The organism is Rhodococcus sp. IEGM 1302, assembly GCF_030056935.1.
GTDB classification, from domain to species: Bacteria; Actinomycetota; Actinomycetes; order Mycobacteriales; family Mycobacteriaceae; genus Rhodococcus_F; species Rhodococcus_F qingshengii.
In genome coordinates, this window is record NZ_JASHKY010000005.1 from 18,784 (window position 1) to 42,608 (window position 23,825).

The following is a 23,825-nucleotide window of genomic DNA, read 5'->3' on the forward strand; positions in this document are numbered from 1 at the left end:
GACCACATTTGTCAAACTCGGCGAAACAGCCTGTCTGTCAGGTGGTTAACTCCTGGTGTGCTTGCCCGATCGTGGCGGTCAGGTGTCGATACCTAACTGTGATTGTGATGGTCGCAACTATCAGTGATGCGGGCCCTGTTCGCCCCGCTGAGCGTCGATCAGATCCATCGCATCCTTCAGACCCAAGCCCGGATGCAGTTCGCGTAGTGCCTTGATTGCCGGAATACGGTCGTCAGTCGACGCGAGTGCGCTACGGACGTCGTCGGCGGGTATTTCGGTGGGGGCAGTCGTCCCTTCCCACCACACCGACTGAGGTTTGTTCCTGTTTCGCCAGGCTTGGCCTGCGTAGTACGCAGACCCGACCGTCGCGAAAAGCCAGATTGCGAGGAATGTCCAATTCCAAGCTGTGGGTTCTGTGATGACCTTGTCGATGGTGCTTGGGCCGAAGAAAACGAGTAGCCAAACCAGCACGATCGTCTGCCACCATCGCTCGACGCGCCTGCTCGGATTCCACCACTCGGCCATCGATCGATACTCGCACAGTGCTGCGGTTTCGATGCGACGATGGAGATCATGGAGATTCGTGATGCGGTGGAGCGATTTCGAGGGGAATCAGGGACCTCGACGATCTTCGGAGAACCGCACCAGACCAGCGACGGATCGACGATCATCACGGTTTCGCGTCTACACCGGCGGTGGCGCCGCGACCCGATACCGGTGCCAGTGGGAGTGTTCTCGATCCACGAGGGTGAGCCGTCGTGGTCACCGGCCGTCGATCACACCAGGGCGGCTTTGATGGGGGAGTTCATCGGGTTGGCGGCCGCAGTGATCGCAACTCTGGCCGTTCTACGTCGACCGCCCTGGCCTGATGTGACGATTCAGAAGGGGTGACCCAGAATTACGCCGATCAGTTGGAACGGCATCGCGAGGAACATCGATCCGACGTAGAGCGGATAGCGAATCGGATCGCCGGCGAGGTAACCCTCGGCGAGCCAGGCCATGACGTCTGCTGATCCCATAGTCGTTACTTCCCTTCGCTGTTGTGGTTCACCGACATTTTCGGTCGTGGGAGTTGTTTTGTTACAAGCGAACTCGAAGGAGGGGTACATGCGAAGGCAGTTTCGACGCAGCAAACGTCGTCAAGCGAGATCCCCGGGGGCGGTGTCCTCTAACAGCTAAGTCTCGATACTTAGCACTGTGCCGTAGTGAAATCTGTGCATTCTGCACATGTCGGGACAATTTGGTGAGCCCTACAGTCGCTGCATGACAACGACACCTTCTCCTCTCTCAGGCAAGACCGTCGTACTGATCGGCGGCGGAACAGGCATCGGGCTGCGAGTGGCGCAGCTTGCCGTCGACGCCGGCGCGCAGGTAGTTCTCGGTGGCCGAACCGCATCCAAGCTCGAAGCAGCGGCCGCGCAGCTGGGTGAGGCTGCGCACTGGTTCACCGTCGACACCTCCGACGACGACTCGGTGAAAGCGTTCTTCACCAACATCCCCAGCGTCGACGCTCTCTTCACGACGGCTGCCGATTACCAGGTCGGCTCGTTCCGTGAACAGAGCGTCGAGGAAGCGGCGTCGCCGTTCACCTCCAAGTTCTGGGGGCAGTACCGCGTCGTGCACGCTGCGCTCGACAAGCTGACACCCACCGCATCGGTGGTCCTCATGTCCGGCGCTGCCAGTGTGCGGCCACCCGCAGCTGCCGCGGCATACGTTGCAGCCAACGCGGCAATCGAGGGGCTCGGGCGGGGGCTGGCGGTCGAACTGTCGCCGATCCGCGTCAACACTGTCGCTCCCGGAACCATCGACGGGCATCTGTGGGCTCAGCGCCCGGCGGAGGTTCGGGAGGCCGCGTTCACCTGGAGTGCCGAGAACAACGTGCTCGGCCGCGTCGGGAACGAAGACGAGATTGCACAAGCGGTGTTCTATCTCTTCACCAACACGTACACAACGGGTTCCACGCTGTACCCCGACGGCGGGTACGCGTTGCGTTAGACCCGTGCCATTTGGCGACTGTGTGAAATGACGACTGTGCGAAATGCATTGTCGTAACACGAAGAAACGCCAATTCGCCCATAGGCGTGACCCCTGCCACATTCGTACCGTCTTCTCCGAGAACACTTCCCAACTATTCGAGGAGTCCGTCATGAAAAACACGTCAACGACCGCCGCCGGCGGTGAAGTGTCCGACGGTGACGACTACGCGCTCACCCGCGTTCCCGACGAAGCACGATATTCGTGGTTCTCGGTGGCAGTACAGCGATTCGGTCAGGTATCGGCACTCGCACAGTTCTTGCTCGGTGCGACGCTCGGCTACGGTATGACGTTCTGGAATGCCTTCTGGGCATTGACAGTCGGGGCGGTGATTCTCGAGGTCGTCTGTATTTTCATCGGCATCATCGGGGTTCGTGAAGGGCTCAACACATCGGTGGTCGCACGCTGGTGTGGATTCGGGCACGCAGGTTCCGCGGTGATCGGTTTGGTGATCGGGGTCAGCCTGATCGGTTGGTTCGGCATTCAATCTGCTGTCTCTGCATCAGGTTTGCACGGAATCATGCCGTTTCTGCCGCAGTGGGCGTGGGCTTTGGCCTTCGGTCTCCTGATTACCGCGATAGTCCTTCGCGGGTTCGGATCCATGCAACTGATCGCCAACATCACCGTTCCGCTGTTCCTGATCCTGGTCGGTTGGGCCGTCGTCGCCGAACTGCGTAATCACTCGCTGTCAGATCTGATGACATCTGCTCCAGCCGGGCCGGAGCTCAGCTTCCTCGCCGGAACTACCATCGTCGCAGGCGGTTTCATTGCCGGAGCAGTGATCACACCTGACATGACGCGCTTCAACCGCACGGCAGGCGATGTCGTGAAGCAGACGCTCGTCGGAATAACGTTGGGCGAATACGTGATCGGGCTGACCGGTGTTCTTCTTGCCCATGCCGTTCGCAGTTCCGACATCGCCACGATCATTCTCTCGTCGGTCGGTTGGGTCGGCGTTCTGATCATCGTTCTCGGCACCTTCAAGATCAACGACTGGAACCTGTACAGCTCGGGGCTCGGCGTCGTGAACTTCATCGACGTCGTGTTCGGTCGACGGATCAATCGCGCAGTTGTCACAGCAGTTGTCGGCATCACCGGTTCGGTCCTCGCGGCTGCCGGAATCCTCAACTCGTTCACCGACTTCCTGATCCTGTTGGGCGTCGGATTCCCGCCGATCGCCGGGATCATGGTGGCGGAATACTTCATCGTCAAGACATGGCGCAAGGATCTGGAGGAGAGTCGAGCTGCGGGTACCCTCCCGAACTCGGCACCCACTTGGGTACCGGCCACGCTGGTGATCTGGATCGTCTCGGCGCTGATCGGTCATTACAGCACCTTCGGCCTGCCGTCGATCAACGCGGTGGCCTCGGCCTTCGTTCTCTACGTCGTCGCGGGTCGACTCGGCCTGATTCGCGGAGTTGGACGCACCGCAACCGAAGCGCCGCAAGAGACTTCGGGAAAATCTGCGCTCACGCACTAGCACGGCACACACTGTAGAAGGGAGTTCGCGATGCGAATCGGAATCGACGTCGGTGGTACGAACACCGATGCGGTCCTGATGGACGGGACCACCGTCATCGGGCATGTCAAACACTCGACCAGCAAGGACATCACCGGCGGAATCGGCGGAGCTCTGACGGCGCTGCAGCAGCAGTACTCGTTCTCTCCCAGCGCTGTTCAAGCAGTGATGATCGGCACGACGCACTTTCTCAACGCTCTCATCGAGCAACGCGGACTTGCACCGACAGCGGCTCTGCGATTGGGGCTTCCGGCGACCGCGGCGCTTCCGCCGATGGTGGGGTGGCCGCGAGACCTGGTCTCCGCTGTGCAAGGAAGGCGCTACCTCGCTCACGGTGGGCACGAGTTCGACGGTCGTCGTATTTCGTCGCTGGACCCCGACGAGATTCGCCGCCATGCCGCCGATATGGCTCGCAGCGGTACTCGTTCGGTCGCAATATCTTCGGTGTTCTCTCCGGTCAATCTCGAATGCGAAGCGGCCGCCGCGGAGATCGTGCGTGAGGAACTCGGCCCGGACGTCGCAATTTCGCTCTCGCACGAGATCGGTCGAGTGGGTCTACTTCAGCGGGAGAACGCGACCATCATCAATGCTGCGCTGCGCGAGCTCGCCGATCACATCGTCGACGGTCTTGCCCGATCTTTGGTCGAGCACGGCATTGTCGCGCCGCTGTACCTGAGCCAGAACGACGGAACCTTGATGGACATCGAGTACGCGAGGCGTTATCCGGTGGCGACTTTCGCTTCGGGGCCGACCAACTCCATGCGAGGCGCCGCTGTGCTGTCCGGTCTGGCCAGCTGTGCGGTGATCGACATCGGAGGTACCACTACCGACGTGGGCGTATTGACCAACGGTTTCCCGCGAGAAGCCACCACGGAGGTGACGGTCGCCGGGGTACGGACCAATTTCCGTATGCCGGACGTCTTCTCGATCGGTATCGGTGGTGGTTCGCTGGTGGATGCAGACGGACTCACAGTCGGACCCGAATCTGTGGGATACGAATTGGGTTCACAGGCACTCGTATTCGGCGGTGACACGTTGACGGCCACCGACATAGCCGTCGCGGCAGGCTTGGCCGACGTCGGAGATCGCAGTGCGGTGGCGCACCTCGACCGCGGCCTGGTGTCGACGGCACTCGACCGGATCTCGCGCCGAGTCGCCGACGCCGTGGAACAGATGCGGACCACGTCGGATCCACTTCCCGTTGTGGCGGTTGGCGGGGGATCGGTACTGCTGGAGCGTGAACTCCCGGGCCTGGGAATGGTGATTCGTCCTGAGCGCTTCGATGTTGCCAATGCGATCGGCGCTGCGATCGCGCAGGTCAGTGGTGAGGTAGATCGAGTCGAAGCGGTGCGGGACGGGCACCGGCAGGTTTTTGCCGACGATGCTCGCCAGGAGGCGATCGATCGGGCAGTCGCCGCAGGCGCACGGCCCGAGTCGGTGCAGATCGTGGAGTTCGACGAGGTCCCGATTCCGTATCTGCCGGGCAACGCAACGCGTATTCGAGTGAAGGCAGTCGGTGACTTGGCACTGCACAGTGGTTTGGTCTCCATCGGTCAGGAGGGCTCACGATGAGTTGGACACTACGAACGGCGGACCTCGACGACCTCGCCAGGGGCGCAGCCTTGTTGGGCACCGGCGGCGGGGGAGATCCGTTCGTCGGCAAGATGTTGGTCACGCAGGCGCTCGGTGAGGCCGGTGAAATCACAATTCTCGATCCGGAGGAGCTTGACGACGACGCATGGGTGATTCCCGTCGCGCAGATGGGTGCCCCGACCGTCGTGGTCGAGAAGATGCCGCGCGGAACCGAACCCGAGCTGGCGCTGATCACGTTGGAGAAGCACACGGGTCGAACTGCAGATGCCACGATGCCGATGGAGTGCGGCGGAATCAATTCGATGATTCCGTTGCTGGTGGCCGCGCGGCGCGGCCTGCCGGTTGTCGACGCCGACGGGATGGGACGAGCCTTTCCTCAGCTCGAGATGGAAACCTTCTCGGTGTACGGGATTTCGGCGAGTCCGCTCGCCATGGCGAACGAGCACGACGAGGTGGCGATCTTCGACACCGGAAGTGACAACAGCAGATTGGAGGGCCTCGCCCGCGGGGTGACGTCGAGGTTCGGTGGGATGGCGCACATCGCGCAGTACTCGATGACGGGTGCAGATGTGAAGCGGACGGCGATCCCACGGACTCTGTCGTTGGCCATGACCATCGGCCGGTCCATCAGACTTTCACGTGAGCAGCGGGTGGACCCGGTGCAGGCGCTTGTCGACAGTCTCGCCGACACGCTCTACGGATACGGGCGAGTTCTCTTTCACGGCAAGGTTATCGATGTCGACAGGCGAACCGATGAGGGGTTCGCTCGCGGTTCGGTGCGGATCGCCGGCGTCGGAGACGAAGAGCTGGAAGTTCAGTTCCAGAACGAAAATCTGATCGCCGTCCAATCCGGAGTGATGGTGGCGATCGTGCCAGACCTGATCTGCATCGTCGAGGCCGATACCGCCGAACCCATCACCACCGAGGGCTTGCGGTACGGGCAGCGCGTTGCGGTCATCGGGATCGCGACCCCACCCATCATGAGAACCCCGGAGGCACTGGCGGTCTTCGGCCCGGCTAGCTTCGGGCTCGATCGCCCGTTCCTGCCGGTGGAGACACTCGAGCAACCTGTACTGGCAGAATAGCGAGCCGTGAGCAGGCTGCACGCGGTCCGGGAGGCCGACCTCGACGCGATCGCAGCGGGGGCGGTGGTCCTGGGCTGCGGCGGGGGCGGCGATCCACGCTTGTTCGTGGAATTGCTGCGTCCACTGATGACGTCTACTTCGGTGGAGGTCATCGCGCCGGACCAGTTGCCGGAGGAGGCATTGGTGATGCCGGTGGGAATCGTCGGATCGGCCCTGGCTTTGGAGGAGCAATTGCCCTCCGGGCGTGAGTTCGCAGATACTGCAGCAGCTTTGACGCGCTGGACCGGGAAGCGTCCGACCGCGGTGATGACTTTCGAAGGCGGTGGACTCAACGCTCTCTCCGGCATTGCGGCGGCGTTGGCGTTGGGAATTCCCGTGGTCGACGCGGACCTGCTGGGTCGAGCGATGCCGCGGCTCGATCACTTCTCTCTCGCCGCAGCCGGGTTGGAATTGTGCCCGGTCACACTCGCCCAGCCCGGCGGCCTCATTACCGTCGTCGACGGAGTGGATGTGCTCGGCGCCGAGGTAGCAGTGCGGGCGTTGATCGGGAGAACCAGCGGTTGGGGCGCTCTGGCGATCGCGTCGATCGATGCGCGGACGGTGCAGGAGGCGTGCATTCCGGGAACTCTCTCCCGAGCATACGAACTGGGTCAGCACATCGGGGCACTGGGCAGTTGGCAGGAGATCGCGGAAAGCTCCGGGGCCCTGGTAATGGGGACTGGCCGGGTGCGTGCGGTCCGTCGTAGTCGTCCGGACACCGGCGATCGTCGGGGCAGCGTGATTCTCGAACACGATTCTGCGGTGATACGAGTCGAATTCGAGAGTGAGTTCCTGACCGTCGCGTTGGACGGCGAGATGATTGCAACGTGCCCGGACATCGTGACGTTGCTCGACGTGCGGACCGGCGCCTTCGTCTCGTGTGAATCCGTGCACCAGGGGCACGATGTGGCCGTGTTGGTTCTTCCCGGTCCACAGTGGTGGGCGGCAAAAGTGGGCAGATTGAAAGTTGTCGGCCCGCGGGCATTCGGGATCGACCACGACGCAGTGCTGATGGAGGCGCGATGAGCGCGAGTGTTTCGGCGTTGCTGAACAACCCGGCCTTTGTCGGGCTGTATCGACTTGCCGGGGAGGGTGATCCCGTCGTGACGACAGTGGGAGCACTCACCGGGGAATCGGCACAGTCGGCCGAGGCCGTGTCGGGTGCGGCGAGTTCAGGATCAGTTCTGGTGATTCTCGATCGAATCGACATCGGGGAGTGGAGATTCGACGCTCTCCTTCGGCGCACAGCGGCGACCGGCTGCCAGGTGGTCGCTGTGCACAGCGCTGCGGCGGAGGATGCGAATCTCTCGTTGCTTGCCGATCGGCTCGGACTGGTGGTGCTCGGAGTATCCGACCCGTGGCAGTTCAGCGTGGATCTTCGTGATCTTCTCTCGAATTCGCGGGCGGTGATGGCCGACGCAGTACTGCGGGCGACACACGCGGGCCAACGAGCCGGAGGAAGCGTCGAGAATCTTCTGTCGGTGCTACTGAACACCTTTCAGCGTTCATTCTTTCTCCTGGACACGTCCGGACGTCCGATGACCGGCGCCGACCTGTTGTCAGACGCTGATCGAGCAGCTGCCGGTATGTTGTCGGGTCGCGGGGCGCCCACCACGGTCGAATTGGACTCCGGCGCGGTCCTGATTGCGTGCCCGGTGATGTCCGGCGCAGCCCGAGAGCCCTGGCTGGCGGTGCTGCTCCCGGTGCGTCAAAGCGTCGAAGAGGCTTCTCTCTCAGTGGTTCTCGACGTGGCCTCGTTGGCTGCCGGGCACCGACTGGCCGTTGCGCGCATGGTCGACGAGCGTGAAGCGCGCCGGCGTAGCGCGTTGCTCGGTGAACTGATCGACACGTCAGCAGACGCCACACCCGGACTGCTCCGGCGCGCACTCGACGCGGGTTGGATGCTGGACGGATGGCACATCGGCATCAAAGTCCTGGCGGTCGGTGAGGTCGACCTGGTGGCAAGACGCAGCGAGGTTGCAGATGCTCTCGCCGCCGAGGGAATCGACGCCAATGTCGTGGAACAGGCTGACGGCTGGGCGGCGTGGACGACTCTGCCAGGCGAGCCGCGACCGGAGGCGATCACCAGGATCGCCGAGTGCATCCGTGCAGCTCAGGCCAGGTTGGAACCCACGATGGAGACCTGGGTAGGTGTGGGACGCGCACACGACGGTCCGGCTGGAATCGGTTCGTCCCTGTCGGAGGCCGGGGATGCCGCTCGGCTCGCCGGTTCCCGATCTCAAACAGGTCGATTCCTGCACGTGGACCGCCTCGGGCTGGCGCAGTTGCTGCTGGCGTGGACGCGAACCGACACCTTCCAGCCTGCGGCCGCGGCATTGCTCGCACCGCTACGCGATTCCAATGGAGAGTTGCTCGAGACTCTGTCGACGTACCTCGACGAAGAATCGTCTCTGGCTCACACCGCAACCCGAATGGGCTTGCACCGCAACACCGTATCGAGTCGGATCGATAGAATTCAGCGCCTTCTCTCGGTCGATCTGGCCGATCCGGAAACCAGGCTTGCGCTCCACCTCGCCTGCCGGACGATCGCGCCGTGACGACGGTCTTCGCAGCTTCGTCTTGACAAGCGCGGGAGGTTCCTGCCATCCTCGTTGCCAGGTCACGAGTACCAGTGTTCAGCCCCGGCTTGCTGGTCGGCAACCCTCCTCCGCGGTGGGGTGCTCCGGGTGACGACCCGGCTGCGTTCGAAAACGAATGCGGCAAGCGCGGACTCTTCCGGGGCCATCTCCCGACGAACGAGTCCTTGAACGTGAGGATTGTCTTCGATGACTGCTGTATTGAGTGCCGACACCTGCTGCACCACCGCGATTGCCAAGGTTTCGGGTGCCGACCTGCAGGTTCCATTGGTTCAGGGCGGCGAATGCTCCTACGCCAACTTCGACTACGCGGCCAGCGCGCCGGCATTGGCCCAGGTCACCGACCGTATCGCCGAATTGTTGCCCACGTACGCCAGCGTCCACCGCGGTGCCGGCTACGCGTCCCGGATCTCCACGCTCACCTACGAGAACGCTCGTGAATCCGTTGCTCGTTTCGTGAACTGTGCCGACGATCAGGTTGTCGTCTTCACCCGGAACACCACCGATTCGCTGAACCTGCTTGCGCAGTGCGTCCCCGGCAGCACCGTCGTCCTCGACGTCGAGCATCACGCAAACCTGTTGCCGTGGAACGACGCTCGTATCGTCACCGCCGCAGACACCATCGAAGAAACGATCGAGCGTCTGATCGGTGAACTGTGCACCAAGCCTGCCGCGCTGCTCGCAATCACCGGGGCCTCCAACGTGACCGGTGAGATCCTGCCGATTGCACGTTTGGCTGACATCGCTCACCGTTGCGGCGCACGTATCCTCGTCGACGCTGCTCAGTTGGCTCCCCACCGTCGCATCGACCTGCAGGAATGCGGCGTCGACTACGTAGCGTTCTCGGGCCACAAGCTGTACGCGCCCTTCGGCGCCGGCGTTCTCGTCGGCCGCCGTGACTGGCTCGACGAAGCTCAGCCGTACCTCGCCGGCGGCGGCGCCGTGCGTGAGGTGACCGTCGAATCCACCGAGTGGGCTTGCGCGCCCGCACGCCACGAGGCGGGTTCCCCCAACGTGCTCGGTGCGGCAGCCATCGCGACCGCCTGCGAAACCCTGCACGCCCTGGACTTCGACGTGATCGCCGAGCATGAGAAGGCGCTCACCGCCCAGCTCACTGACGGCTTGTCCGCCATCGAGGGCGTCTCACTCGTGCGACTGTGGAACGACGCTCCCGACGCCGTCGGAATCGTCACCTTCACCGTCGACGGATTCGAAGCGGGCGAGATCGCCGCATTCCTCTCCGCCGAGCACGGCATCGGAGTTCGCGACGGTCGCTTCTGCGCACATCCGGTTCTCGCGCGCCTCGGCCTCTCCGGCGGTGCAGTTCGCGCCAGCCTCGGCCTCGGTAGCAGCTCGGACGACGTGACGCGGTTGGTCGACGCCGTGAACATCCTGGTTTCGAATCAGCGTGATTGGAAGTACGCGAAGACGGCAGGTGCGTGGAACCCTGTGCCCGAGACCCGCCCCTTCCTCGGAGCCGCAGACGACAATGCCGGCGCAGCCGAGTGCGTCTGAGCTGAGCTCGGTCCCCGAAAACTCGAACGGACAACTAGCATGGCAGCCATGGCACCAGCGGATTTTCCCGCCACCCCTTCGAGAGTGAGCATCACTCTCGGTCAGTGGTGCCGTCGCCATGTCGATCTGTGCCGCACCTCTTCAGGAATGTGTTCGAGCTGACGATTCGTCTCGCTCATCCCATACTTTTCTGATTTTCGGAGGTCTCACATGTCTTCACTCGCTTCGCATTCTCTGCACGTAGCGGTCGAGTTGACCGGATCCGGTCACCATCCGGCCGCTGAGGGCGCACCCGGCAACCTGCCCATCATCGGCGGCGACTACTGGGTGGACCTCACCGAGGGTGAAAAGGCTCTCGATTTGGCTTCATTCCCTACCAATGTGGTTCGGATTCGCGCTGCGGATCTGCGTGAGGCACAGCTCGAACGCGCACGGATACGCGCTGCCGTCGCTGAAGAAGGACGCGATCCCGACAGCGTCGCAGTGCTGGTCGATCTCGAGATTCTGATCGCGCCGGAGGCTCGCTCCGCTCGTAAGGAGCTTGCGCAGTTGGACAGCGCGTTGACCTCGCCGCGGGTTCCCGTTTCGCTTCATTACGTCGGAACGCCTTCCGGTCTCGGCAGTTTGATCGCCGATATCCGAGCTGCGGAGGTCGCCGACGGCGTTACGTTGCTGCCTCTCGCATTGCCTCGCACGCTCGAGCATCTGGTGGACAGCACCATTCCGTGGCTTCAGGATCGCGGACTTGTCACACCGTCCACCGCAGTCGACGAGGTTCTCGGGCGTTTCGGACTGCCGCCCCGTCATCGCACGCTTGCGTCCTGATCGTCACCGATTGCATCTGCGTACAGGTGGAACAGCGACGGTAATTCGTCGGCACCGTCCACCTGTGCCAGAAGCGTCCAGCACTGCGCAGTGATCGACCGAGCCCTCGTGCCGATCCAGTTGGTGGGCAGTAGTTCCGGCGGCAACAGCGGATCCGGTTCCATGGCTCGCGTGAATTCCGCCGCGAGTTCGATGGTCATCGTGACAGCATCGGTACCCGGACTGTTCTGCAGTTTGTGCAGGCGTGCGGTCGCTACGTCGAGTAGCCGTTCGTATCCGTCAGCGATCTGGTCCAGTGGCCACAACTGCGCGGCAATCTTCACGGGGTCTTCGAGAGTGCCCACTTTCAGATCTCGGGTGGTGAGAGAAGACAGGTGCTGTTCGACGTCGAGTTCGGCGGCCGCATCGCGAATATACGGTTCCCAGGCGTGCGGCGAGACGTACAGACCGCCCTGGACGAGCGCGCCGCCGAGGTAAACGACCCTGGTGCGCAGCGCATCTCGCGCTTTCCGTGACGACTCCGGAATTGCGAATCCGGCCAGGTGCCAATACCCGTCCCACGGCGTCACAGTGTCGCGGTCTTGTCGATAGGCCAGCCGAACGAATTCGACGTCGGGTTCCATCTCGCGCAGGGCTTTCGGCGTTGCTCGTAGCGTGGCCTGCCGCCCGCGACCTTCCTGAGTGAACTTCCCCTCGGTGACCAACCGCTTGATGCACAGCCGAACCTGTTGATCAGTTTTGCCGAGGGCGTCGGCGGTGGCATAGAGGGTGTGCCCGTCGACAGTTCCGTCCGTGCGCAGTAGTCCCTCGATCAAGATCCTCGTGGGTACATCGACGTCCCTGTCGGTCATCGCCATGTCCTTTCCTCGCTTCTCGACATCTTCGCCCACAACTGTACTATCGAATGCAATACGATCGTTTCAAATTCGTACGTTAGGGCGGGAAGATGGCAGCGGAATCGATGAGCGAGGGCAAGAGTAAGCCTCGTTTACGCAGGTGGATGGTTACTTCCCTGGCGGTGGTCGTTGTTCTGATCGCGACTCTGGTGGGCTGGACGCTGTACCAGAACACCTATGACATCCGTGAGGAAAAAGTGACGATCACCGGGGGATCGGTGCCGCTCCAGGGAGTCCTTGCACTGCCCGAACACGGTGACGGTCCCTTCGGGCTCGTGGTTTTCGTCCACGGAGACGGCCCGGTCGATGCAACACATGAGACGTTCTATCGACCGGTGTGGGAGGCGTTCGCAAAGGCGGGGTACGCGTCACTCTCCTGGGACAAGCCGGGGGTGAATGGGGCACCGGGCAATTGGCTCGACCAGAGCATGGACGATCGCGCGGCAGAAACGGAAGCGGCAATCGAGTGGGCGCGGGGACGTTCGGATATCGATCCGTCTCGGATCGGTCTGTGGGGTGCAAGCCAGGCAGGGTGGGTGATGCCCAAGGTGGTGAACCTCGACCCGGACGTAGCGTTCGTCATTGCCGTGGGTCCCGCGATCAACTGGCTCCAACAAGGCGAATTCAATACCCTAGCCGAACTTTCCGAGAGAAATGCGTCGGCCGACGAGTTCGAGAAAGCGCGGGTCGATCGTGCGAAGAACTTGGATCAGTTGGCCCGTGATGCATCGTTCGACGATCTCGTGGCCTCCGGCGAGGCCGACGGTCTCACCGAAGACCGGTGGAACTTCATCCGAAAGAACTACCTCTCGGATGCGCGAGCCGATCTCGAAACCGTGAAGGTTCCGGTGCTCTTGATCATCGGCGGACAAGACGTCAACGTCGACGTGGCTGATACCGAAAGGGTGTATCGCGAATTGTTGGACACTCCAGGGCAATTGGTGGTCAAGAAGTACCCCGACGCTACGCATTCGATCGTGGACAAGGATCTCGAAGACTCGGAAGTGAGGTCCGCTCTGGTGGCCGTCCTTGCTCCCCGTTCGATCTTCGCTCCCGGCTATCTAGCGGATCAGACTGCATTTTTGGAGGGAATTCATGGCTGACGGAATCACGGTTGTCGCACTGGGTGGTGCCGGTGCCATGGGCTCGGCAGCAGTTCGTCTGGCCGCAACATTGCCGGGAATCGGCAAGGTAGTAGTCGCGGATCGCGATATCGATGCTGCGAAGCGTCTTTCAGTTGAACTGGCGCAGGCGTCAGCGGAAGTCGAGGCGCGCAGCATCGACGTCACGGACGGTCGCACGCTACGTGAATTGCTTGACGGCGCAGACGTGGTCGTCAATACGGTCGGACCGTTTTTCCGTTTCGGCGTCGGCATTCTCCAGGCAGCGATCGGGACCGGGACTCACTATCTCGACATCTGCGACGACTGGGAGCCGGCCGTCGAAATGCTGGAATTGGACTGTGCCGCGAGGGGAGCCGGAATCTGTGCGGTAGTCGGCATGGGCGCAAGTCCCGGGATGAGTAACCTCCTGGCCGCGATGGCAGTCTCGCGATTGGACGTGGTCGACGATCTGTATACAGCCTGGCCGGTTGATGTCGAGGGCGAGGACGAGTCGGTGGACACATTGAGTGCAGCCGCCGTTCACTGGATGCAGCAGATCAGCGGCCAGGTTCCGGTGGTTCGTGCGGGGCGAATCGTCAACGAAGAACCGTTGCGTTCCATCGCACTCGAACTGCCCGGCGGACGTCGGGGGAACGCTTACGTGGTCGGGCATCCGGAGTCGGTGATGTTTCATCGGACCATCAATCCTGCGGGGCATTCGGCAAATCTGATGGTCATCACACCGGAAACCGTGGCGTTTCTCGACGTTCTCCGCGCCGACATCGACAAGGGGAGAATCGATCTCGACTCGGCCGCTGAAGAATTGGGCAAGCCTTCGCTCGGACGGATGATCCGTGCTGCGCCTCGAATGCTCACGCGCGCCGGCCACGGATCCTTGCCGTTGTTCTTCGCCTCGGCGACAGGGGCGCTCGAAGGTCGAGAGATGCGCGTCGTGGCCCGGATTGCAGACGATTCACCGGTGTCGGAGTTGCTGTCGGACATGGCCGGTGCAACCGGAATCCCCTTGGCGCTCGGCCTTGCTCAGGTGGTGTCCCGGCTCGCCGACGGAACGATTTCGGATCGGATCGGTGTGCACTCACCCGAGAGCGTCGTCGACCCGGAAGTTCTGTTCACTGCGCTGGCGCGGTTGTTCGATCGAACCGACTGGAGTGAGATCGTCACCGTCGAATCCGAGTTCCGCTAGTCAGTTCGCGGCGTGTGATCCGATGCGACTGCGGATTTCGGTCTCGACGCGATCGGCGTCCTTGGGGCTGAACGAAGGCGATCCGTGGCCGGCGAGAGTGAGTACCACCGCGGTCTCCTTCCACGGGCGTGAAAGATCCAGGCTGTACCACGAGCTGAAATCTGTTGTTCCCCAGATTCGTAGGCGTCCGCTCAGCCATGACATGACTCCGAGGTCGACGGATTCGATCTGCGAGTACGGGACGAAGTTGCTGACAAACGGGAAGTAGTAGTGGCGGATCGTGACGCCCTGATCGTCGATCCGGACGGTTCGGTCCTCGTAGATTGTCGATGTTCCTGCACTCACAGTGATAACCCGGTTCCTGCTGGTCGATGCTCTCGATGGCTGCCTGAAAACCAACCATACAGTCTCTATTGGGACAGGCTGCGAGCGCGGGCGTCAAGCGCTGGTGGGCCTTGAGACGACGAGATCGCTCACCGCGATCTGGGCATTGCCGATTGCCGTCTGAACTGGTTCACAACTGCTCGATGCTCGGGCGAGCGCAAGAACTGCGGTGAGCAGGGCAGCGTCGGGTTGTCCTTCGAACGGTCCGCTCTCGACATCGAACTTTCCAGCTCGCAACTGCTTTCGGGCGTTGATTCCCAGTTGTGAAATGACCTCGTCCATCGCGGTCAGGCATTGGGCGAGCGCTCCGATCGACCAGTAGAGATCGGCTGCAACGACGGGTGTCCCCGACGCCACGGTGCCGGCGCGGCGTAATCGGTTGTGGGTGTCGAGGAGTATCTCGGGCAGTCCGTGGTCTGCGCAGTGTTCCATCCCGTCGCCTCCGTAAGGTGTAAAGTTAGGTTATTCAATTACGGTAAAGCAGGGAGGTAAGGGATGCAAGTAGTTTTAGACGATTACGTATCCGGTGCGTCGTTTGCGACGGACCTGGTCAACACCTCACCCCGAGTGTGGGTGGAGGCTGGTGACGCGTTGCCAGACTCCCAGACGCTTCACGATCTACTGGACGAACATGGACTCTCGCCGGATGCGCTCACCAACGGACGCGGGCCGACCAGCGGTGAACTTGCGGACGTTCAGGGGCTCAGAGAGGAAATTCGTTCGGTTCTCGATGCTCCGACTGCCGGCGAACTAGTCGATCGCACTCATCAACTTCTCCAGGCCGTCCCGCATCACGTTCGACTTACGCCAGATTCCCAGAACGGCTATCGGTGGAATGCAGTACCGGACAACACAATCGATCTCGCGGGTGAACTCACGTTGTTGATCGGATACTCGTTGCTGGGGACTCTGCGCACATTGGGGTACGAACGATTCCGTCCATGCGCATCGCCGACGTGCAACGGGGTGTTTGTCGATACGAGCAGGGGAGGGCGACGCCGATACTGCATGCCGGCGTTGTGCGGCAACCGAATCAACGTCGCGAATCACCGTCAACGGCAGCGTCGTACTTAGCGTCTGCGCTTGCCCGGTCGATAGTGACAATCGAACAGAGTACGGCCGACTGTATGGGGAACTTCAACGAGATACAGACCACGTCAGTCCCGCACGATTGTCGCCATGGCAACTCCTAGTAGATGGCGGCTCGTATGAAAGCCCGTTCTGTCTCCGCGACAGCAGTTATCAGCGTTGGCGTTTTCACCCTGGCCGGGTGTGGCGGCGCATCCAGTCCCGGAGGTTCAGTCGGTGAGTATGCAAAGGACGGCAGTTTCACGACTGTCATCAACGCCGATCCCGGAAATCTGCACCCTCTGATCACCAACCTTACGTCGACTCAGATCGTGAACGCGTACTCGTACGATTCGTTGATCGACATCGACGCGCAAACACGCACTGTGCGTCCCTATCTGGCGGAGAGCTGGAGTGAAGAAGGGAACACGCTGAAGTTCGTGCTCAAGAAGGGCATCACTTGTGCCGACGGCACTTCCTTCACCGCACAGACCGCGGCCGATGACATCAACTGGGTCATGGATCCTGAAAACGCTTCACCGCTACGCGGATCCACTGTGCCGATGTCGACTTCGGCCTCAGCGGACGGTGACGAACTGACGGTGACTACCGCCGAGCCAGCGCCCTTCCTGCTCTCTCGAATCGGCGCGTTGCGGCTTCCGTGCGCTGCGACGCTCGAAGACCCGGCCAGCATCCGTTCGAGTAGCAACGGAACGGGTCTGTTCAAGGTCACCGAAGTTGTTCCGAACGATCACATCACGATGGAACGCCGCGACGGTTACACCTGGAGTCCGAACGGCGAGACCACTTCCGACACTCTCGGAGTGCCGAAGACAGTGACGATCAAGATTGTCACCGATCCCAGTACGACGGCGAATCTTGTTCTCACCGGCGGAGTGAATGCCGCAGCGGTCACCGGTTCGGACGAGGAACGAGTCTTGGCCGCGGGTCTGGATTCGAAGACCTACACCACGTTGTCCGGCGAGTTCATCTTCAATCATTTCGCGGCCCTACCCACGGCAGACCGTGCTGTGCGGCAGGCCCTCGTGCAGGCAGTAGACCTGGACGACTACACCGAGATCACCACCGGCGGTAAAGGAACCCGCGCACGCGCCCTCGCGGTTTCGGAACCCCTTGCCTGCGACTACAACAGTGTCGAAGGGACGATCCCCGATTTCGACGTCGATGCAGCAAAGAAAACGCTGTCCGACGCAGGTTGGAAGGCGGGTCCCGACGGCATCCTGACGAAGGACGGTCGACCGCTTGCCCTCAACGTGATTTTCAACAACTCACGCGATACGAACTCTGCCGCCGCGGAATACGTGGCAACACAGTGGGAAGGACTGGGCGCGAGAGTGAAACTGACCGGCGGCGACTACAGTTTTGTCATCGCCAACACATTCAGCACCATCGACCTGTCGTCGTGGGACGTTTCCATCGGTTTGACGCTGGGGAGCGATACGCCGAGTATCTTTGCGAAGTACTTCACCGGCCCACCGAAGCCTGAAGGAGTGAACTTCGCTTCCCTCGACAACAAGAAGTACATCGAATTGTCCACTGAGGCTTCGCTTCTTCCCGGTGACGAGTCCTGCAAGGTCTGGGAGGAAAGTGAGCGGGCATTGTTCAAGGACGTCGACCTGCTGCCGGTATCCACGACTCCCGCTCACATGTTCTTCAACGGGGCAACGTCGATCTATCCGCCATCGAGCGGAATCCTTCCGGGCTCGGCGATCCGTGTCCTGAAGTAGGACCCTCGGCAAACGCTCACTTTCGGGTATTGATCATCCGAAGAGCAAACCGAAATACCACCGCAGCACCCGCACCTGCAGCCAGGCCGGCGACGACATCGGCAAGAAGGACACCGACGCCTATGCCCAGGACGGCAGCGGCGGCGACAGCAAGGGCTACGTCAGCACGAGGAGCGGCGATCGCGGCATCCTTTCCCCGAGTATCGAACGAGCACCCATCTCAACGGAGCATGTCACGAAACTGTCGTCCGCAGGTGTATCAACAGCAAAATGTGTGAAACGCGTCGGCCCCGACGGAGTTGGACTCCGCCGGGGCCGGGCTGTGTGTACAGCGCAGTGTGTATTGCGCGCTGGCTCAGTGTGTCGGAACGGATTCCTTCGACGTGGTCGGGGACGTATCGGTGTGCTGGCTACCAATCTCCTTGCGGGAGTTGGAGCCCTTGAACCGAGGGAGGAAACCGGCCAGGACGAGTGCGACGACGGCGGATCCGGCAGCGAGGGCCATGACGACGCGGAAAGCGTTCTCCGACGGCAGCGTTGCCCCACCGATGGACATGGTCATCTGGGCGATGACGACACCCGCGATGGCGCTGGCGAATGATGTACCGAGGGAGCGCATCAGGGTGTTGAAGCTGTTGGCTGCACCGGTCTCGGACGGAGGAACAGCCCCCATGATGAGAGCGGGCATCGCGCCGTAAGCCATACCGGTACCGGCGCCGATGATCACGGCGATCACGATCAGTTCCCAAATCGAGTGCATGGCGAAAATGCCTATGCCGTAACCGATTGCGACGACAACGGCGCCGAGCATGAGCGTCACCTTGGGGCCGTGCGAATTGGTGATACGTGAGGACAGCGGAGAGATCAGCATCATGATGATGCCGGAGGGAGCCATGACCAGACCCGCGGTGAGCATCGAACCGCCTAGGCCGTAACCAGTGACTTCAGGCAACTGGACTACCTGGGGAAAGACCATGCTGGCGGCGAACATCGCGAACCCGAACACGATCGATGCGAGGTTGGTGAAGAGCACCTGGCGGCGGATGGATACGCGTAGATCCACCAGCGGCTTGGGGGTGCGTAGTTCCCACCAAGCCCAGAATCCGAATATCAGGATCGCGGCGCCGAACAGGGAAAGCGTGAGCGTGCTCGTCCAACCCCAGTCGCCACCCTTGGAAATGGCCAGTAGTAGAGCGATGAGGGCGGCTGAGAGCGAGATTGCCCCGCCGAAGTCGAACGTGCCACCTGTGCGAACCGTCGATTCGGGGACCAGGACGACAACAAGAACGGCCGCAAGAGCGCCGAGCACGGCTGACGCCCAGAACAGGACGTGCCAGTCGGCGTACTCGGCGATCAAAGCCGCGATCGGAAGACCTAGAGCGCCACCGACTCCCAGTGAAGCGCTCATCATCGCAACAGCGCCGGCGAGCTTCTTGGGCGGAAGCACGTCGCGCATCACACTGATGCCCAGCGGAATGACGCCGGCAGCAAGGCCCTGCAGGATTCGGCCGGCAACGAGGGGGATAACGCTCGAACTGAGTGCTCCGACCACCGAACCGGTTACCAACAGCGCCATGCTGATCAGGAGTAGACGCCGTTTGCCGAACATGTCGCCCAAGCGGCCCATGGTCGGGACGGCGACGGCAGCTGCGAGCAGCGTGGCGGTCACAGCCCACGCGGTATCGGACGCCGGCGCGTTCAGGTACTCGGGCAGATGCGGGATGATCGGGATCACCAGCGTCTGCATGAGCGAGACGACGATGCCGGAAAACGCCAGAACAGCCACCACTGCGGTGGTGGCTGGCGACTTCGTTGTCTGTGGCGGCGTTGTCGGTGGTGGTGAAGTGGTTGACGACATTGCGGTAACTCCATCGGAGGAAGAACGAATAATGGTTTAAGTCAGTTGCTTGAACTAAAGTTAAATCAAGTGACTGACTTAACGGAAGGCTGTGTCTCCGATCGTGACGAATATCTCCGGTGCCGAGCAGCTTCGGATGGTCGAGGATGATGGTGTCCATGACTACGAGGACTGAGGACGCGTCGGCCGATGTCGGCGGCGCCGCAAATTCCGCGCGCTCTGCTGCAACCCGAGACCGCATTCTCGCCGTCGCCGAGCAGTTGTTCGCAGAACATGGAGTCTTCGCGGTTTCGAACCGTCAGGTGAGCGAGGCGGCAGGTCAGGGCAACAATGCTGCCGTCGGATATCACTTCGGGACCAAGACCGATCTGGTCCGCGCGATCGTGAACAAGCATTCCCAGCAGGTCGAGAAGAAGCGTGGCGCACTGCTGTGTGAGATCGAAGGGTCCACAAACGTTCGTGACTGGATTTCGTGTCTGGTTCGGGCGTCGACCGATCACTACGCCGAAATGGGTGGCCCGACTTGGTACGCGCGGTTCAGTGCACAGATTCTCACCGACCCGGTCCTGCGGAAAATCGTCTACGACGAGGTGCTGGCCTCGCCCACCCTGCAGGAGACGCTTCGGGGACTCTCTGACTGTCTGGCCGACATGCCGATGAGTGTTCGACGCGCCCGCGCGGACATCGGACGCAATGCGATCGTGCACATGTTCGCCGAACGTGAGCGCACGCTTGCCGAAGAGGGGCCGGACGCGGTCACGTCATGGGAGGACTTCACGACCGACCTCGTCGACGCGCTGGTCGGGCTTTGGACGGCTCCGATCAGCCGCTGACCGGCCGTTTGTCCGCGCTAGCCGCCCGCCCCGGGGCAACCCTGCGGGATGGATCTCGCGTCGGTGGAAGATCCAGGAGCAAGCCGACTCCGGCAAGAATGACGACGAGCCCGCCGACGAGCGCGAAGGTAACAGGCTCGTTCAACCACAGCACTCCGATGGCTGATGCCGAAATCGGAACGAGAAGAGTGACGGCCGATGCCGCGACTGGACCCGCCTGACGAATTATCCAGAAGTAGACCAGGTAGCCACCGGCGGTAGCCCCCAGCCCCAGGGCTGCCACGGCGATGAGTGGACCGACGGTTATGGGCCCTGGCGGGGGCGCGACGGCGGACACGGGCATCAAGAGGGCGACCGCGGCAAGTTGCTGGCCGAGGGCCAGCGTCAGGGGTGGAGTGTCCTGGAACGACTTTCGTGCGTAGACACCTCCGACTGCGTACAGCAGCGTCGCGGTCAAAGATGCGCCAATGGCCAGCATTGCGCGACTGTCGATCGCTGACGGAATTCCGCCGACAAGCACCGAGACGCCGCCGATGCCGATCGCGACCCCCGAGAGTTTTCGCCAGGTGATCTTTTGTCGAAGCCAGAAAGCGGCGACGAATACGGTGAACATCGGAGTCGTGGCGTTCAGGATCGACGCCGTCGACGAGTTGAGGCCGACGATCGCAGTTGCGACAAGCGTCAGGGGCCCAGCGACGTTGAGGGCAGCCAGCAGTATGAATGCAGGAAACCGATGACCGACCGCGCGCCAGGTCGATCTGCTGGAAGCAGTTATCAGCGCGAGAACCAACGCTGCAACAATGAAGCGGCCGTGCGTCGTGCCGACGGCGCCGAGAGTTGGTGCTGCCACAGCAACCAGGGGGAACGAGCTTCCCCAGAGCATGCCGACCGACAGCAAAGCTCCAACTACGGCGAATCGGCTGCTGCCGATTGCTTTCCAGTTCTTCATTGCTCCTCTTCGTCGACGACCACGCGGACATGGTTGGTTGATGCCTGACCTACCCTATACCCCCAGTAGGTATAGGGTTGACTGTGTCGTGATGCTGCAGGTGATCCGAGACTGGTGACGCATTATTCATTCTCCCGCAATGGTTTATACGGCGATGTGTCAACTGAACGCACCATTAGGCTCAGTCAAATATACCTATAGGGGGTATATTGGCGGTTGTATCGGGCTCGCTTTGCGGGCCGCATCCGTCCCGCAAAAGAACAGGAATCCCAATGAGCAGTTGTGGCTGTGGCAACACCCCGAAGTCTGACGCCAAAGGCGATGTCAGCGCTGTCGGTTCGGCGATGCCGACCGGTGGGAAAGACCTACTCACCGCTGGCAGTAGTGAACTTGTCGAATGTCGGGTCATGCCCGGCAGCGTGATCGAGAAGGTGCGTGCCGAAGCGGAAGGCCTGTTTCGTGACTTCGAAGGTAATCGGTACTGGTTCTGCTGCAAGGGATGTGGTCCTCGGTTCGACGCAAATCCCAGGAAGTATGCCGACGTGAGCTGAGCGAAAAGTGGTGGTGCAGGCGATGGCTGCACCACCACTTTCGTTGAGGCCCAATCGGGGTTCGGGCAGACCGTCGACATCAGACGGTGCGAGCGCACGCGCACTGGGTAGCCGCCAAGGTGCATTCGCCTCGCGTGGTTTCGTACGTCGCTTGGACGGGCAATTCAGCAACCGTCTCCCGAGGCCAAAGTGCAAATCCTGCAACGGCTCCCACTGCGGCAAGCGCTGCAAGGATGCTCCAGGTGACCGCAAATCCCGCGCTCGAACCAACCCATCCGGCGATCGGATAGGTGACAAGCCAGGCAAGGTGCGACAGGGAGAACTGGGCTGCGAACACCTCCGGTATACCTGCGGGTTCGACGGAGCGCCGAAGTACCTTTCCGGTCGGAGTGACGATCATGGCCATCCCGGCGCCGACGAGCGCCCACACTGCGGCAGTGAGCATCCACGTGAATACACCGGCCACGGCGAGGGCTGCTGCCGCGCCGGCGCTGACGACCAGGACAACGGAACCTGCTGTCATCACGGTACGTTCAGCGGTTCTGTCGAGAACGCGTGGAAGAAGAAGCGCGGTCACCAACGTGCCGGTGCCTGACGCGGCAAGCATCCACGCCACGTCGGATTGGGTTCCACCGAGCTCGTCGCGGACGTAGTTGACGGTGTTGACCACCACGATCGATCCGGCTGCTGCCACCACGAGATTGAGTGCCATGATGCCGCGCAGTCGCGGCGTGGTCACGAAGATCTGCACCCCCGACGCGATCCGATCCCACGCCTTGCGGTGAGTACTTCGGCGAGCGTTGGGGATTCGGGTGGCCAGCACGAGCAGTGCCGAGACGGCAAAGCCCACGGAGATGGCGACGAACAACAGGTTGAATGTCATGAAGGACAGAGCGACTGCGGCAAGAACAGGGCTGAGCAGGCTTTCCATCGTGTAAGCGACCTGCGATGCCGACAGCGCGCGGGTGAAATCGGCCTCGTCGGTCACGATGTCAGGGATGACCGCTTGGAACGTGGGAGTGAACGCTGCCGACGCAGCTTGGAGAACGCCCACCAGCACGTAGATGTGCCAGATCTCGCTGACGAAGGGCAATGCGATCACGACCGCTGCGCGAATGGCGTCGAGGACAACGAGGAAAGCCCGTCTCGGCAACCGGTCTACGTACGCCGCCGCGAGTGGAGCGATCACGACGTACAGGGACATCTTGATCGTCAGCGCGGTGGCCAGCACGGCTCCGGCGCTCGGTCCGGCGAGTTCGTAGGCGAGTAGACCCAGCGCAACCGTCGCCAACCCGGTGCCGAACAGCGCGATGATCTGGGCGCTGAAGAGCAGGCGATAGTCGCGAATCAAGAACAGACGCAGGCTGTTCCGTTCCGGTGCGGAGTTAGCGATCCGGTTCATTTGGTTTCACTCCCGCGACAAGATTGAAAGCTCCGGTCAGGACATTGAGGGCGACGATTCCGACTACGTCGGCGATCTCGCGATCACCGTAGCCGTGCGCTCGAAGGCCCGTGATGTGTTCGTCTGAAATCGAGGCAGGCTCCCGATAGACGCGAAGCCCGAGGTCGATCATTGCCGCGATGGCGGGATCGGCCGAGGTGCCCGCGCGGGCACGCTCGATCTCGTCCGCCTCGACGCCGTTGGCGTGCGCGGCGGCCACGTGGGCTTCGAGGCAAACAGCGCAACCTTGCTGGACCTGCACGGCGATAGAGATTCGCTCGGTGATCTTGCGGCTCAGTTTCGCTCGCTTCATTGCTTGGCTGAGTTGCAGATAGCCGCCCAGCACAGCGGGCGAATGAGCCATCGCCGCGACCATGTCACCGACCTGTCCGTGACGGTTGACGAGTTCGGCGAGAAGGTCTTTCGATGCCCCGACAGCGGTGGTGGGAGTGAGAGATGCAAGGCGCGACATGGCAAGTCCTAGGTGGTTCCGCCGGTGGTGGGTTGGGCCGGGGAACGGCCGCCCCACCCCCCACCCGAGGTTGGGAAGAATTTTAGGGTGGTTGTAAGGGTCGAGGAGCGT

The 23,825-nt window shown here is 61.9% G+C and carries 24 protein-coding genes and 1 riboswitch; of the genes, 15 read left to right on the plus strand and 9 right to left on the minus strand.

The features are described 5' to 3' along the window. Positions 1–120 precede the first annotated feature (120 nt). On the minus strand, positions 121–525 hold the full coding sequence (locus tag QM609_RS10960) for a hypothetical protein (protein ID WP_050655917.1): 405 nt from the start codon (positions 523–525) through the stop codon (positions 121–123). A gap of 39 nt (positions 526–564) precedes the next feature. Here QM609_RS10960 and QM609_RS10965 point away from each other — a divergent pair, with 39 nt between their 5' ends. Next, positions 565–891, plus strand: coding sequence for a hypothetical protein (locus QM609_RS10965; RefSeq protein WP_039972778.1), 327 nt, complete (start codon positions 565–567; stop codon positions 889–891). Here QM609_RS10965 and QM609_RS10970 read toward each other — a convergent pair. Further along, positions 879–1,019 carry a hypothetical protein gene (locus QM609_RS10970; protein ID WP_003941170.1) on the minus strand — a complete coding sequence of 47 codons (141 nt, stop codon included), beginning with the start codon at positions 1,017–1,019 and terminating at the stop codon, positions 879–881. The genes QM609_RS10965 and QM609_RS10970 overlap by 13 nt on opposite strands. 244 nt (positions 1,020–1,263) lie before the next feature. Here QM609_RS10970 and QM609_RS10975 point away from each other — a divergent pair, with 244 nt between their 5' ends. The 8 genes from QM609_RS10975 (at position 1,264) to QM609_RS11010 (ending at position 11,207) form a co-directional block, all read left to right on the plus strand. Continuing rightward, positions 1,264–1,995: an SDR family oxidoreductase gene (locus QM609_RS10975; protein WP_042922757.1), complete on the plus strand. Its 732-nt coding sequence runs from the start codon at positions 1,264–1,266 to the stop codon at positions 1,993–1,995. Positions 1,996–2,146: 151 nt separating this feature from the next. Further along, positions 2,147–3,514: a purine-cytosine permease family protein gene (locus QM609_RS10980; protein WP_050655918.1), complete on the plus strand. Its 1,368-nt coding sequence runs from the start codon at positions 2,147–2,149 to the stop codon at positions 3,512–3,514. 30 nt (positions 3,515–3,544) lie between these two features. Then, complete coding sequence (locus tag QM609_RS10985) at positions 3,545–5,125, plus strand: hydantoinase/oxoprolinase N-terminal domain-containing protein (protein ID WP_007727140.1); 1,581 nt, start codon at positions 3,545–3,547, stop codon at positions 5,123–5,125. Next, entirely contained in the window at positions 5,122–6,231 is a 1,110-nt protein-coding gene (locus tag QM609_RS10990) for an S-methyl thiohydantoin desulfurase family protein (protein ID WP_050655919.1), read from the plus strand. Before QM609_RS10985 ends, QM609_RS10990 begins: the two co-directional genes overlap by 4 nt. Positions 6,232–6,237: 6 nt before the next feature. Further along, entirely contained in the window at positions 6,238–7,296 is a 1,059-nt protein-coding gene (locus QM609_RS10995) for a DUF917 domain-containing protein (protein ID WP_283337277.1), read from the plus strand. Next, positions 7,293–8,828, plus strand: a complete 1,536-nt coding sequence (locus QM609_RS11000) for a PucR family transcriptional regulator (RefSeq protein WP_050655921.1) — start codon at positions 7,293–7,295, stop codon at positions 8,826–8,828. Before QM609_RS10995 ends, QM609_RS11000 begins: the two co-directional genes overlap by 4 nt. Before the next feature lie 60 nt (positions 8,829–8,888). Next, positions 8,889–9,003: riboswitch (SAM riboswitch) on the plus strand. 53 nt (positions 9,004–9,056) lie between these two features. Continuing rightward, positions 9,057–10,382, plus strand: a complete 1,326-nt coding sequence (locus QM609_RS11005; protein ID WP_050655922.1) for an aminotransferase class V-fold PLP-dependent enzyme — start codon at positions 9,057–9,059, stop codon at positions 10,380–10,382. A 210-nt stretch (positions 10,383–10,592) separates the two neighbouring features. Continuing rightward, positions 10,593–11,207, plus strand: a complete 615-nt coding sequence (locus QM609_RS11010) for an LLM class oxidoreductase (RefSeq protein WP_050655923.1) — start codon at positions 10,593–10,595, stop codon at positions 11,205–11,207. Here the strand turns inward: QM609_RS11010 and QM609_RS11015 are convergent. After that, positions 11,186–12,064: a phage repressor protein gene (locus QM609_RS11015; protein ID WP_050655932.1), complete on the minus strand. Its 879-nt coding sequence runs from the start codon at positions 12,062–12,064 to the stop codon at positions 11,186–11,188. The two genes, QM609_RS11010 and QM609_RS11015, sit on opposite strands and share 22 nt — an antisense overlap. Positions 12,065–12,207: 143 nt before the next feature. On the opposite strand from QM609_RS11015, the gene QM609_RS11020 reads away from it, so the two are divergent. Together QM609_RS11020 and QM609_RS11025 are read left to right on the plus strand one after the other, a co-directional pair. After that, entirely contained in the window at positions 12,208–13,206 is a 999-nt protein-coding gene (locus QM609_RS11020) for an alpha/beta hydrolase family protein (protein WP_042450570.1), read from the plus strand. Next, on the plus strand, positions 13,199–14,410 hold the full coding sequence (locus tag QM609_RS11025; protein ID WP_050655924.1) for a saccharopine dehydrogenase family protein: 1,212 nt from the start codon (positions 13,199–13,201) through the stop codon (positions 14,408–14,410). Before QM609_RS11020 ends, QM609_RS11025 begins: the two co-directional genes overlap by 8 nt. Here QM609_RS11025 and QM609_RS11030 read toward each other — a convergent pair whose 3' ends face one another. Continuing rightward, complete coding sequence (locus QM609_RS11030) at positions 14,411–14,755, minus strand: PH domain-containing protein (RefSeq protein WP_050655925.1); 345 nt, start codon at positions 14,753–14,755, stop codon at positions 14,411–14,413. It abuts the gene before it with no gap. Positions 14,756–14,848: 93 nt separating this feature from the next. Then, entirely contained in the window at positions 14,849–15,226 is a 378-nt protein-coding gene (locus QM609_RS11035) for a hypothetical protein (RefSeq protein ID WP_050655926.1), read from the minus strand. Positions 15,227–15,289: 63 nt separating this feature from the next. Here QM609_RS11035 and QM609_RS11040 point away from each other — a divergent pair, with 63 nt between their 5' ends. Beyond that, positions 15,290–15,868, plus strand: coding sequence for a CGNR zinc finger domain-containing protein (locus QM609_RS11040; protein ID WP_050655927.1), 579 nt, complete (start codon positions 15,290–15,292; stop codon positions 15,866–15,868). A gap of 134 nt (positions 15,869–16,002) precedes the next feature. After that, positions 16,003–17,610 carry an ABC transporter substrate-binding protein gene (locus tag QM609_RS11045; protein ID WP_076948553.1) on the plus strand — a complete coding sequence of 536 codons (1,608 nt, stop codon included), beginning with the start codon at positions 16,003–16,005 and terminating at the stop codon, positions 17,608–17,610. Between the two features lie 355 nt (positions 17,611–17,965). Here QM609_RS11045 and QM609_RS11050 read toward each other — a convergent pair whose 3' ends face one another. Then, entirely contained in the window at positions 17,966–19,468 is a 1,503-nt protein-coding gene (locus tag QM609_RS11050) for an MFS transporter (protein ID WP_050655929.1), read from the minus strand. Positions 19,469–19,626: 158 nt separating this feature from the next. On the opposite strand from QM609_RS11050, the gene QM609_RS11055 reads away from it, so the two are divergent. Next, positions 19,627–20,301, plus strand: coding sequence for a TetR/AcrR family transcriptional regulator (locus QM609_RS11055; protein WP_050656006.1), 675 nt, complete (start codon positions 19,627–19,629; stop codon positions 20,299–20,301). On the opposite strand, the gene QM609_RS11060 is transcribed toward QM609_RS11055, so the two are convergent. After that, the gene (locus QM609_RS11060; RefSeq protein ID WP_050656000.1) at positions 20,291–21,250 is read right to left on the minus strand and encodes a DMT family transporter; all 960 of its coding nucleotides are present in this window, start codon (positions 21,248–21,250) and stop codon (positions 20,291–20,293) included. The genes QM609_RS11055 and QM609_RS11060 overlap by 11 nt on opposite strands. A 272-nt stretch (positions 21,251–21,522) precedes the next feature. Between QM609_RS11060 and QM609_RS11065 the strand changes: the two genes are divergently transcribed. Beyond that, positions 21,523–21,801, plus strand: a complete 279-nt coding sequence (locus tag QM609_RS11065; RefSeq protein ID WP_050655999.1) for a YHS domain-containing protein — start codon at positions 21,523–21,525, stop codon at positions 21,799–21,801. A gap of 79 nt (positions 21,802–21,880) precedes the next feature. Here the strand turns inward: QM609_RS11065 and QM609_RS11070 are convergent, their stop codons facing one another. Both QM609_RS11070 and QM609_RS11075 read right to left on the minus strand, forming a co-directional pair. After that, on the minus strand, positions 21,881–23,203 hold the full coding sequence (locus QM609_RS11070; RefSeq protein ID WP_187781777.1) for an MFS transporter: 1,323 nt from the start codon (positions 23,201–23,203) through the stop codon (positions 21,881–21,883). Beyond that, positions 23,187–23,714 (minus strand): carboxymuconolactone decarboxylase family protein, encoded by a 528-nt coding sequence (locus tag QM609_RS11075; RefSeq protein WP_003941136.1) that lies wholly within the window; start codon positions 23,712–23,714, stop codon positions 23,187–23,189. The genes QM609_RS11070 and QM609_RS11075 overlap by 17 nt, the downstream gene beginning before the upstream one ends. Positions 23,715–23,825 lie beyond the last annotated feature (111 nt).